We start from the raw sequence: 13057 nt of genomic DNA on the forward strand, positions 1-13057 counted from the left end.
AATAGATTGGTGAAAAACTTGTTTAATTCAACCAATTTTCAGGATCTTGACGCCATTTCTTTAACAAGGTGAGTTGTTCCTGTGTAACATAGTTTTCTTGTAGCGCACTTTCAATTAAAGTAGAATAATTTGTCAGTGTAACTAGCGGTAAATCAGCTGCTTTAAAATTATGTTTTCCTTGGGGAAGTTCGTAGGTGAAAATTGCGGCTACGCCTAATACATCAGCACCTTCTCTGTTAGCAGCCGCAGCAGCTTCTAACACACTGCCGCCTGTAGAGATTAAATCTTCGATAATGACCATCTTTTGTCCTTTTGTAATGCGGCCTTCAATTTGATTGCCACGACCATGATCTTTGGCTTTGCTGCGAATATAAACCATCGGTAAATCTAAAATCTCTGCCACCCAAGCAGCATGCGGAATCCCAGCCGTCGCAGTTCCAGCGATTACTTCAACTTCTGGAAAAGTCTCTTTGATTTTTTCCGCTAATCCTTTGGCGATTGCGCGGCGAACCTTCGGGTAGCTCATCGTCACACGATTATCGCAATAAATGGGCGATTTTAACCCACTGGCCCAAGTAAAAGGTTCATCTGGGCTTAAAGCGACTGCTTCGATTGATAATAAGTCTTTAGCGATTTGTTCTGCGATCATTTATTCGTCACCGTTCCATTCTTTTTTTATTTGCAAATAACTTTGATAAGGATCTTCAGCTTGTGTGATTGGTCGGCCGATCACGATATAATTCGAACCAATCTCACGAGCTTTAGCAGGTGTCATCACCCGTTTTTGATCACCGATACTAGCACCTTGCGGACGAATACCTGGTGTTAAACAGATGAATGCATTATTGGTCGTTTGATGGATTTGTTCTACTTCGTGAGCAGAACAAACAACACCGTCTAATCCAGCTTTTTCTGTGATCTTTGCATAATGCAAGACACTTTCTTTTAAACTGACAGTGATCAATTGATCTTCATGCATTTGTTTTTCGCTAGTAGAAGTTAATTGAGTCACCGCAATTAATTCAGGGATTGCTTGTTTATCCTCAGTTCCTTCAATCAATCCGAGCTTTGCAGCCTGCATCATTTCTATTCCGCCAGCCGCATGCACATTTGTGATCTTGACTCCCAATTTCGCGATACCACGCATTGCTTTTTGAACGGTGTTAGGAATATCATGAAGTTTTAAATCCAGAAAAATATCGTGTCCTTGCTCTCGCAAAAAAGTCACGATTGCAGGGCCTTCTTGATAAAAAAGTTCCATTCCGATTTTGACGAATAATTTTTCTTCATTTGGAAAATAGGTCAAAAATTTTTCAATCGCTTGTTTTGAAGCAAAATCAAAAGCGATAATCGGTCGTTTTTCCATTAAAAAGCACCTCTGACTTCTTGTCGTAACTGCTCTAAGGATTCGATTCCTAGTTCCGCCATACGAATCGGCAGTTCATCGATTAATTTTGGACAGATGTATGGATCAGTGAAATTGGCAGTTCCGACAGCTACTGCGCTAGCACCAGCCATAAACATTTCTAAGACATCATCTACTGTCTGTACGCCCCCCATACCAATAATCGGTAGTTCACTAATTGCTGCAACTTGATTGATCAAACGAATTGCTACAGGTTTAATAGCTGGACCAGATAATCCGCCGGTACGATTAGCAAGGATTGGTTGACGCGTCTTCAAATCAATTCGCATACCTAACAACGTATTGATCATTGTAAAGCCATCTGCTCCACCTTTTTCAATTGCTTTTGCGATAGGAACAATATCTGTTACGTTTGGGCTCAGTTTGACATAGACTGGAACATTTGCAACTTCTTTGACTGCTTTTGTCAACCGATAAGCAACCTCTGGGTCTGTTCCAAAAGCAATCCCACCATGTTTTACATTAGGGCAAGAAATATTTAATTCGATTGCTTTTACATTAGGTGCGTCCCCGATTTTTTCGCAAACTTCTACATAATCCTCTTCACAAGCACCGGCAACGTTGGCGATGATCGGTAGTTCTTGGTATTTTTCCAAACTTGGTAAAATATCTCTTAATACCACTTCCATGCCAGGATTTTGTAAGCCTATTGCATTTAACATACCACTAGGCGTTTCTGCTACACGCGGTGTTTCATTGCCAAAGCGCTCGTTTGGCGTCGTTGCTTTGATCATGATGGCACCTAATTGGTTCAAATCATAATAATCGGCATATTCTTTTCCAAAACCAAAACAACCACTAGCTGGCATAATCGGATTTTTCAAGTCTAATCCTGGTAATTTCACTGCGATACTCATTAAAAGATGACCTCCCCTGCTTGGAAAACGGGACCGTCTTCACAAACTTTAACACTTTTATTTTCGTCTCCTGGCACGTGACAAACACAGGCATAACACGCCCCCATCCCACAGGCCATCCGAGATTCAATTGAAAGTTGAACATTTGCAACTTCAGAATAAAGTTGCTCAACTGTTTTTAATAATCCGTTATTTCCACAAGCAAAAACCGCATCAGGTTGAATAGATTCAGCTAATAATAAATTCCCGACATTCCCTTGAATGCCAAATGTCCCATCATCAGTTGAAAAGCGGGTCGTTCCCAATGCTTGAAACTCATCGGCGTAATAAACTGCCTCTTGAGTTCCAAAACCTAAAAAGTGAACAACTTTGACACCTTTAGCTGTTAAATCTTTAGAAAGCTGATAAAGCGGCGGCACACCGATCCCACCTCCAACGATAAATGCTGTATCACCCGCATGTAATTCATCAATTTCAAAGCCATGTCCTAACGGTCCCATGACGTCTAATTGATCTCCAGCTGAAAGTTCTGAGAAACACTTAGTCCCTTCTCCTTCAACGCGGTAGATAATCGTACAAGTTTTTTCGTCTTGATCATATTGATTGATACTGATTGGGCGACGTAACAATAAATCGCTTCTTGGCACTCGAATATGTAAGAACTGTCCAGGCATCGACATTTCTTTAACTAATTCCCCTGTTAAAACTAATTCATAGATTTTCGGTGCTAACTCTTTTTGACGAACAATCGTCATCACTTCTTGCTTCATAACGGCCTCCCTATAAATCGACAGAGTGAAGCATGCTCCACTCTGTAAAGTTAAATTTTTTGAATTGAAAATGCGCGTGATTCCATTACTTGCAAAATAGCATCTGCAGTATCTAAAGATGTGAACAATGGTACACCATGTTCTACCGCTTCACGCCGGATGATAAAGCCATCCTCTGAAACATTTTGCCGATTTTTATCCATTGTATTGATAACAACTTGTGCTTCTCCATTACGGATGAAATCAATGACATTGTGATTGTCTGATTCAGAAATTTTAGCAATTTTCTTTGCACTCAACCCATTTTTTTCAAAGAATTCAGCAGTTCCTGCCGTTGCGATCAAACTATAGCCAACATCTTTGAAACGTCTAGCTAAATCCAATGCTTCTTCTTTCGTCTCATCTGCGACTGTAAACAAGACTGCACCAAATTCTGGTAGATGGAGTCCTGCCGCAGCAAAAGCCTTGTACAAAGCTTTTGCCAAATTCCGATCTGTTCCCATTACTTCACCAGTTGATTTCATTTCAGGTCCTAAATAAGTATCAACTTTTTGTAACTTTGTAAAGCTGAACACTGGTGCTTTGACGTGGACCAGCTCACTTTCTGGATACAGTCCATCTTGGTAGCCCAATTCTTTTAGACTTTGGCCTAAAATTGCTTTTGTGGCGATTTGAGCCATTGGAATATTTGTGATTTTACTTAAAAATGGAACTGTCCGACTAGCTCGCGGATTAACTTCGATAACGAATACTTCATTATTATGGATGACAAATTGGATGTTCATCATACCGATACAGTTCATCCCAAGCGCTAAACGACGTGTATAGTCTTCAATCGTCGCTTTTAGTTCCGCCGAGAAAGTTTGTGGCGGATAAACAGCCATTGAATCACCAGAGTGAACCCCAGCTCGTTCAATATGTTCCATAATCCCTGGTATCAAAACAGTTTCTCCATCGCAAATCGCATCTACTTCACATTCTTTACCAATCAAGTAGCGGTCAACTAGAACAGGATGTTCTGGCGAAGCCTTGACTGCATTTGCCATATAATCTTCTAAATCCGATTGATTTTCAACGATTTCCATCGCGCGTCCTCCTAGCACATAACTTGGACGAACTAAGACTGGATAACCAATTTTTTCAGCGATTTTTACTGCTTCTTTGGCACTTGTTGCTGTATCACCAGGTGGTTGCGGGATTGATAATTGTTGTAAAACTTGTTCGAATTGATCGCGATCTTCTGCTCGATCCAAATCTTCAATAGCTGTTCCCAATATTTTGACTCCATTATTTACCAAAGGTTCTGCTAAATTAATCGCAGTCTGGCCACCGAATTGGACGATTACACCAATTGGTTGCTCCAATTCGATTACATTCATCACATCTTCTAGGGTCAATGGTTCAAAGTATAATTTATCAGAGACCGAAAAATCAGTAGAAACTGTTTCTGGATTGCTGTTCATGATGATTGCTTCATAGCCGGCAGCTTGAATGGCTTTGACTGAATGTACCGTCGCATAATCAAATTCCACGCCTTGTCCAATCCGGATCGGACCTGAACCTAAGACTAAGACCGATTCTTTATCGGAACGAACACTTTCATTTTCAAATTCATACGTGCTATAAAAATACGGTGTCTGTGATTCAAATTCTGCCGCACAAGTATCAACCATTTTATAGACTGGGAGAATTTTTTCAGCAATTCTAAATTCACGTACTTCGTTTGCGGTCATCTCCCAAAGTTGGGCGATTTTCACATCAGCAAATCCATTTTGTTTGGCTTGTTTTAAGCTAACACTATCTTTTTTGTTTTGTGATAAGCTCACTTCTAATTCGACGATATGAAGTAATTTATCTAAGAAAAACAAATCAACTTTTGTCAATTTATTGATTTCTTGGATCGAATATCCGCGACGAATCGCTTCTGTCAGATAAAACAACCGATCATCTTGTGCTTTGACCATCTTTTCAGTTAATTCATCATCAGTGACTTCGTGTAATTCTGGTAATTCCGCATGATACGTCCCGATTTCTAATGAACGAACCGCTTTTAGCAATGACTCTTCGATATTTCGACCGATCGCCATAACTTCGCCTGTTGCTTTCATCTGTGTCCCTAATATCCGTTCACCATTCTCAAATTTATCAAAGGGCCAACGAGGAATTTTCGCTACGACATAATCTAACGCTGGTTCAAATTCAGCGTAAGTTGTTTCTGTGACTGGATTTTTCATTTCATCTAAGGTAAGTCCTACTGCGATTTTTGCTGCTAGTTTAGCAATTGGATAACCTGTCGCTTTACTTGCTAAAGCAGATGAGCGAGAGACCCTTGGATTGACTTCAATGACATAGTAATTGAAACTATGCGGATCAAGTGCCAACTGAACATTGCATCCGCCCTCGATTTTCAACGCTCGAATGATTGACAGAGAAGCATCTCGTAACATTTGGTATTCATAATCCGATAAAGTTTGACTTGGAGCAAAAACAATCGAATCTCCTGTATGAATGCCGACTGGATCAAAATTTTCCATATTACATACGACAATGGCATTATCTGCCGAATCACGCATCACTTCATATTCGATTTCTTTAAAACCTGCGATTGATTTTTCAATTAGACATTGGGTTGCTGGGGAAAGTTTCAGGCCGTTTTCTGCGACGGTTCGAAGCTCTTCTTCATTGTCGCACATCCCGCCGCCGGTTCCACCGAGTGTAAACGCTGGGCGAACAATGATTGGATACCCGATTGTATTGGCAAAAGCGACTGCTTCTTCCACAGTATTGACGATCTCAGACTGAGGAATCGGCTGATCCAATTCTTCCATTAATTGTTTGAATAAGTCACGATCTTCAGCTTGATCAATGGCTGATAATTTTGTCCCGAGCAATTCGATTTTTAATTCATCTAAAATTCCTGAGTCAGCTAGTTCGATTGCCATATTTAAACCCGTTTGTCCACCAAGTGTCGGTAAGATTGCATCTGGCAATTCTTTGCGTAAAATACGGGAAACAAACTCTAAAGTAATTGGTTCAATGTAGACAGTATCTGCGATTTCTTGATCGGTCATGATCGTTGCTGGATTTGAATTGACTAGAACGACTTCGTACCCTTCTTCTTTCAATGCTAAGCAAGCTTGAGTGCCGGCATAATCAAATTCTGCAGCTTGTCCAATCACGATCGGTCCTGAACCGATAACGAGAATTTTTTTTATATCTGTACGTTTTGGCATTTATGCTTGCTCCTTCCATGCATCCATCATTTCCATAAATTCATCAAATAAATGAACCCCATCATGTGGCCCTGGTGCAGCATCTGGGTGATATTGCACACTAAATGCAGGATAATTTCGATGACGAATACCTTCAACTGTGCCATCATTGACTTCTACATGTGTGATCATCAAATTTTCAGAATCAATCGTTTTTTCATCAACAGCATAGCCGTGATTTTGAGAAGTAAAATCAATTCGCCCTGTGGCAATCTCACGAACAGGATGATTTAATCCCCGATGGCCAAATTTCATTTTGTAAGTATCTGCACCATTAGCTAATGCGAATAACTGATGGCCAAGACAGATTCCAAAAATCGGTACTTTCCCTTGGATTTGTTTGATCATTTCAATTGCTTCTGGAACATCTTTCGGATCTCCCGGTCCATTAGTCAGCATAACGCCATCGGGGCAAAGATCAAGAATCATTTGAGCATCCGTATTATACGGCATTACCGTCAGATTACATTCTCGGCGGGATAATTCCCGTAAAATACTGTGTTTCAAACCAAAGTCGATCACTACTACATTTCGACCTACACCTGGACTTGGATAAGGCGTCACCGTAGAAACTTGAGCAACTTGATTGGTCGGTAAAACCGTTGCTTTCAACTGGTCAAAAGAATGTTCCAACTGATCAGCAGGATCAACGATGCTGCCTTTCATCGTCCCTACGCTGCGTAATTTTTTCGTAAGTGCTCGTGTATCAATTCCAGCGATTCCTGGAATTCCTTTTCGTTTCAAAAATTCATCTAGCGTCATTTGATTACGCCAGTTACTGGCTAGACGCGCATGTTCTTTAACGATTACACCTTTACATGTTGGCGCGATTGATTCATAATCATCACGGTTCACACCATAATTTCCTACCATCGGATAGGTGAAGGTGATGATCTGTCCGTTGAAACTTTGGTCAGTGATGGTTTCTTGGTACCCTGTCATACTGGTAGTAAAAACGACCTCACCAGCTACCGTTGCTTCACCTCCAAATCCTTCGCCTTCAAATACTGTGCCGTCTTCTAAAATTAAAAGTCTTTTCAACGTCTAGTCCTCCTTGTTGTATACCAACTGACCATCCACAAAGGTCATCAGTGTTGCACCTTTAACCGGCCAGCCAGTAAATGGTGTGTTCACTCCTAGTGATGCAAATTTTTTATCATCAATTTTTTCTTCATGATCTAGATCAAATACCGCAAGATCTGCTGGTTGACCGATCGTTAAAGTACCTACAGTTAGACCAAAGATCTCTGCCGGTTTGACTGCCATCCAATCGATCACTTGTTCTAAAGTAAAGCGTCCTGTTTCAACAAAGTGTGTGTAAATCAATTGGAAAGCTGTCTCGCTGCCGACTATACCGAAGGGTGCTTTCAAAAAGCTTTGATTTTTTTCTTCAAATCCATGAGGAGCATGATCTGTTGCGATACAGTCAATCGTCCCATCAAGCAGTCCTTCGATTAATGCTGCCTGATCTTCAGATCCTCTCAACGGAGGATTCATTTTCCAGTAACCGTGGTCTTCTGGAATATTTTCATCAACCAAGATTAAATGATGAGGAGAAACTTCAGCTGTTACGTGAACCCCAGCGGCTTTTGCCTCACGAATGATTCGAACACTTTCTTTAGTAGATACATGACAGACATGATAATGAACACCTGTTTCTTCAGCTAATATCAAATCTCTTGCAATCTGGGAAGATTCTGTAGCACTTAAAATTCCTGGAAGATTTAATTTTTCACTAACAGTTCCTTTATGCATGACGCCGCCGAATAATAATGATTCATCTTCAGTATGAGCGACTAAGGCCATTTTATTTTTTGCGGCTTCTTTCATTGCTAAGTACATCGTGCCAGCAGTTTGGACTCCTACACCATCATTAGTAAAAGCAAATGCTCCAGCGTCCTTTAAGCCTTTTTGATCAGTTAAGACCTCACTGCGAAGTGATTCAGTAATTGGTGCATATTGATGGACTTTGACCACTGCATTATTTGCAATCAAGGCTTTTACCTCATTGAATTTTTCTACTGTGTCAGGGACTGGATCCAAATTTGGCATTGCACAGACTGTCGTGTATCCGCCATGAGCAGCAGCTTTCGAACCATCTTTGATTGTTTCTTTATAAGTAAAACCCGGTTCTCGTAAATGAACATGAACATCGACTAAGCCTGGTGTGATCAACTGATTATTCGCTTGATATTCCTGATCAAATGCTATGTCTGAAAAATCCTTTCCAATCCCAGCGATAATGCCGTCTTCTATCCAAAGATCGCACGTAGTTGTTTGATTACCTTTTGTCACGATTTTTCCATTTTTAATCAATGTTTTCATTTTATCTGCCCCTTTACGCTTTTCCTCTGAGTACTGCTTCTAAAATAGCCATCCGAATATAGACGCCATTTGTCATTTGTGAAACGATGCGAGACTGTAAACTTTCAACTAAACTATCAGCAATTTCAACATCGCGATTAACGGGTGCCGGATGCATGATGATCGCTCGATCTTTTAGTTGTCGGCCTCGTTCAAGTGTTAAGCCATATCTTTTATGGTAGTCTTCTTTTGAAAAACTTTCTTGACCGTCATGTCGTTCATGTTGGACTCTTAAAAGCATCATGACATCCACTTGTGATACTAATTCATCCAATGGTCGATAAGTTCCGTAAACATCAAAACTTGTGTCGTACCATTCTTCCGGACCGGAAAAGTAAACTTCTGCTCCAAGTCGTTTTAACATTTGCATATTTGATTTGGCGACTCGCGAGTGAGTGATATCGCCAACGATTGCAACCTTTAAGCGTTGAAAATGATCAAATTCTTGATAGATTGTCATGAGGTCCAATAAACATTGAGAAGGATGCTGACCACTGCCGTCCCCACCATTTACAATAGAACATTGAATCGTTTTACTTTGGATCAGCTCATCATAATAATTCTCATTTCCATGGCGAATCACAGCTACATCTGCTCCTAATGCTGACATGGTCAAAACGGTATCGTATAACGTCTCACCTTTTTGAACAGAGCTGGTCTTGGCATCGAAATCAATCACATCTAATCCGAGTTTCTTTTCTGCAACCTCAAAACTTTTATGCGTTCGGGTGCTGTTTTCAAAGAAAAGATTCGCAACAAAGGTTTGATCTTTGTGCGGTGTCCAACGTGCATCTTGTTTGAATTGCTGTGCCCGACGAATCAACCCCATCACCTCTTGATCGGTCAAAGCCTCGATTGTCAGTAAATGTTTCAGACTGATTTCCTCAGACTGGATGATCATGAAATCTCCTCCTCATACATGAATCTTTCTACCTAGCATGCTTGTAATCATTTCTCGCTACGTGCTTGTTCTGGCAAAATCAGATTCAAAATAATTCCTAAAACTGTCGCTAAAGCCATTGCAGATAAAGTGAACGTGCCTGCTTCAAAAACTAGACCTCCGATGCCGATGACTAAAATAGTTGAAGCAATCAACAAATTTTTCTTACGATCAAAATCAATCTTGTTTTCAATCAAGATTTTTAATCCACTTGCTGCGATAACACCGAACAAGATAAAGCTGATACCAGAGATGACCGGCCCTGGGATACTTAGGATCAATGCGCTAAGTTTCCCGACAAAACCTAAAAGTACTGCAAACATCGCTGCTCCACCGATGACATACACACTGTGAACACGTGTGATAGCGAGAACGCCGATATTTTCACCATAACTCGTTACTGGTGGTCCGCCAACAAATCCTGCGACGATTTGTGCTAATCCATCCCCCATCAATGTCCGATCCAAACCAGGATCATCAAAGAAATTTCGTTTGGTCAATTTATTTAATACCATCAAGTGGCCGATATGTTCTGTCATTGTGACAAAAGCGATTGGCGCCATTGTTGTTATTGCGTTAATGTACAATTTTGGTTGATAGCTGACAAAAGGAACATTGAAAGCTGGCATGGCTAACCACTTAGCTTCGATAATCGGTTGATAATCAATGATTCCAAAGATCATCGCTGTGATGTACCCGCCGATGATACCTAACAAGATTGGAATCAATCCTAAAAAACCAGTGAAAAACATGTTAAAGAAAATAGTCAATGCTAATGTGATCAAAGCGACTAATACATATTTGAAACTGTACACACCATCATGATACATCGCATTTTGTGCGGCGTTGCTGGCTAAACCTAAACCGATGACCATTACGACTGGTCCGACAACGATTGGCGGTAAAATTTTATCCAACCAGCTAGATCCAATTTTTCGGATGATAAAAGAGACAATCAAGTAGACCAGACCACAAGTTAATGCTCCTTGAGCAATCGCTGGATAACCGTCAGTTTTCATCAATAATTTCATCGCTGCGATAAAAGCGAAGCTGCTCCCTAAGTAAGCAGGGATTTTTCCTTTTGTTACAGTCAAGTAAACTAGCGTTCCTAAACCCGAACTTACAAGTGCGATACTAGGATTGATACCGACTAAGATGGGGACTAAAACAGTCGCACCAAACATCGTGAACAAATGCTGGATACTTAATCCGACCCAATGACCAGCACTCGGGCGGTCATGAATATCTAAAACAACATCATCATTGTGAAACTTTTGCATGAAGCTCCCTCTTTCTAGTTACTACACGTTCATTATTTAGTTCTCTTTTTGAATTAGGATGCGATCTTGTCCATCGCTTTCTTCCATTTCTACGACGATTTCTTCGGTCAATGCCGTTGGGATGTTCTTTCCAACATAGTCTGCACGAATCGGTAATTCCCGATGACCGCGGTCGACTAAAACTGCCAGTGAAATACGATTTGGACGGCCTAAATCGATCACAGCATCCAAAGCTGCTCGAATCGTTCTGCCGGTGAACAAGACGTCGTCAACTAAAATCACTTCTTTGCCTTCGATTGAAAACGGGATATCAGAAGAATGAATCTCTGGTTCTGCTTCTTGAATTTTTACATCATCACGATATAAGGTGATGTCTAATTCTCCTACTGGGACATCTTTATGTTCCAATTGTTTTAGCCGTTCTGCGATTCGTTGGGCGATAAAGATTCCTCTTGTTTTAATTCCAATCAATACGATATCTTGTACACCTTTATTTCGCTCGATGATCTCGTAAGTAATTCGAGTCAACGCTCGCTTCATAGTTACCTCATCTACAACTTCTTTTTTATACATCCTGATTCCTCCTTAATTTTTGCAATAAAAAAACTCCTACCCGTAGTTAGGTAGGAGGAATGTTATCAACTTCGTCAAAATGATAGTGTTCTTCTAGGCGCACCTAGTCTAAATCACTATCGACTTCCTTCTTAGCCTCACGGGACTACTCTTAAAGGATCTTATTCAGTTATTCTTGCTACGAACACTATACTATTCCTTGATGAAGAAATCAATCTTTTTCTTTCAACTGTTTTAAAGTTTTCTTGAAAATCTCAGGCAGCGGTGCTTCAAAGACCATCATTTCACCTGTTGTAGGATGTTCAAAACCTAATAATTTAGCATGGAGAAATTGGCCATTGCCCTTTAATGTCTTTTTCGGTCCATATAACGGGTCGCCAGCTACCGGATAGCCAATGTATTGCATATGAACTCTGATTTGATGCGTACGTCCTGTTTCTAGTTGCAGTTCGATCAATGTGTACCCTTCAAAACGTTGTAAGACTTCAAAATGCGTCACTGCTGATTTACCTTCTTCAGTAACAGCTTGCATCTTGCGATTGACTTTTGAACGCCCGATTGGCGCTTCGATTCGACCTTTTTCATGAGGAATCTCTCCATGAACTAAGGCGATGTACTTGCGTAAAGAGGTCTTATCTTTTAACTGTTTAGCCAGTACTTCGTGGGCATGATCATTTTTAGCTACCATTAATAAGCCTGATGTGTCTTTATCGATTCGATGCACGATGCCCGGACGCACGACGTCATTAATCGTTGATAGATTTTTGATTTGATACAATAAGCCGTTGACCAACGTCCCATTAGGATGCCCTGCTGATGGATGTACGACCATCCCTTGAGGTTTGTTGACTACTACCACATCTTCATCTTCATAGACGATTGTTAAGTCAAGATTTTCTGGAACTAAGTCTAACACTTCTGGTTCAGGAATCGTAATGATGATTTTTTCTCCGTTATGGACTTTATAATTGGCTTTAATTGGTTTCCCATCGATAGAAACATGCCCATCTTTGATCCATTGTTGAAGTTGAGAACGAGAATACTCCGCCAAACGATCATTTAAAACTTTATCAATCCTACCTGTTTCATCTTTTATAATTACTTCAATCTGGTTATCCATTTTTTTTATCTCTCTCATCTAATAAAATATAAATAAATATCATGATCACTCCAGCAACTAAGGCCATATCGGCAATATTAAAAATCGGAAAATTAATAAAATCCAATCGGAACATATCCACTACATAGCCTAAACGAAAACGATCAATGAAATTACCTAGTGCACCGGCTAAGAAAAAACTCAATCCGATCGTCAGCCACTTGCTTTCATGCAAATGTTTGACTAAATAAAAAATTACTGCGGCAACTGCCACAACGGTGATCACGATAAAAAAGATCCGTTGACCTTCAAATAAACTAAAAGCGCCCCCCGTATTGCGAATATGAGTCAGCGACAATACGTTGGGAACGATTGTCTGACTATCGCCAAAATTATATTCATTGACGATCCACCATTTAAACCATTGATCTAAACCAATGATCCCTGCACTTACTAATAAATAAATGATTAACAAT

Annotated in this window: 12 protein-coding genes; all 12 read right to left on the reverse strand. The window is 40.3% G+C overall.

The genetic code is table 11. The features are described from left to right. Positions 1-22 precede the first annotated feature (22 nt). Positions 23-649, reverse strand: a complete 627-nt coding sequence (gene pyrE, locus P7D84_RS04610; protein ID WP_311805269.1) for an orotate phosphoribosyltransferase — start codon at positions 647-649, stop codon at positions 23-25. Further along, on the reverse strand, positions 650-1366 hold the full coding sequence (gene pyrF / locus P7D84_RS04615) for an orotidine-5'-phosphate decarboxylase (protein ID WP_311805271.1): 717 nt from the start codon (positions 1364-1366) through the stop codon (positions 650-652). Further along, positions 1366-2283: a dihydroorotate dehydrogenase gene (locus tag P7D84_RS04620; protein WP_311805272.1), complete on the reverse strand. Its 918-nt coding sequence runs from the start codon at positions 2281-2283 to the stop codon at positions 1366-1368. Before P7D84_RS04620 ends, pyrF begins: the two co-directional genes overlap by 1 nt. Next, the gene (locus P7D84_RS04625; protein ID WP_376716914.1) at positions 2283-3071 is read right to left on the reverse strand and encodes a dihydroorotate dehydrogenase electron transfer subunit; all 789 of its coding nucleotides are present in this window, start codon (positions 3069-3071) and stop codon (positions 2283-2285) included. The genes P7D84_RS04620 and P7D84_RS04625 overlap by 1 nt, the downstream gene beginning before the upstream one ends. Positions 3072-3103: 32 nt before the next feature. Beyond that, the gene (carB, locus tag P7D84_RS04630; RefSeq protein ID WP_311805276.1) at positions 3104-6286 is read right to left on the reverse strand and encodes a carbamoyl-phosphate synthase large subunit; all 3183 of its coding nucleotides are present in this window, start codon (positions 6284-6286) and stop codon (positions 3104-3106) included. Then, the gene (locus P7D84_RS04635) at positions 6287-7366 is read right to left on the reverse strand and encodes a carbamoyl phosphate synthase small subunit (RefSeq protein WP_137603121.1); all 1080 of its coding nucleotides are present in this window, start codon (positions 7364-7366) and stop codon (positions 6287-6289) included. A 3-nt stretch (positions 7367-7369) separates the two neighbouring features. Further along, a complete protein-coding gene (gene pyrC / locus P7D84_RS04640; protein WP_311805277.1) occupies positions 7370-8650 on the reverse strand; it encodes a dihydroorotase in 1281 nt (426 codons plus the stop codon). Positions 8651-8663: 13 nt separating this feature from the next. After that, entirely contained in the window at positions 8664-9590 is a 927-nt protein-coding gene (locus P7D84_RS04645; RefSeq protein WP_311805278.1) for an aspartate carbamoyltransferase catalytic subunit, read from the reverse strand. Positions 9591-9637: 47 nt separating this feature from the next. Beyond that, on the reverse strand, positions 9638-10909 hold the full coding sequence (locus P7D84_RS04650; RefSeq protein ID WP_137603124.1) for a solute carrier family 23 protein: 1272 nt from the start codon (positions 10907-10909) through the stop codon (positions 9638-9640). Positions 10910-10945: 36 nt separating this feature from the next. Next, positions 10946-11482, reverse strand: coding sequence for a bifunctional pyr operon transcriptional regulator/uracil phosphoribosyltransferase PyrR (gene pyrR, locus P7D84_RS04655; RefSeq protein WP_137603125.1), 537 nt, complete (start codon positions 11480-11482; stop codon positions 10946-10948). A gap of 211 nt (positions 11483-11693) precedes the next feature. Next, complete coding sequence (locus P7D84_RS04660) at positions 11694-12602, reverse strand: RluA family pseudouridine synthase (RefSeq protein ID WP_311805280.1); 909 nt, start codon at positions 12600-12602, stop codon at positions 11694-11696. Then, positions 12595-13056 carry a signal peptidase II gene (gene lspA, locus P7D84_RS04665; RefSeq protein ID WP_311805281.1) on the reverse strand — a complete coding sequence of 154 codons (462 nt, stop codon included), beginning with the start codon at positions 13054-13056 and terminating at the stop codon, positions 12595-12597. The genes P7D84_RS04660 and lspA overlap by 8 nt, the downstream gene beginning before the upstream one ends. Position 13057: the final 1 nt, after the last annotated feature.

The organism is Enterococcus dongliensis, from assembly GCF_031927985.1.
GTDB lineage: Bacteria > Bacillota > Bacilli > Lactobacillales > Enterococcaceae > Enterococcus_A > Enterococcus_A dongliensis.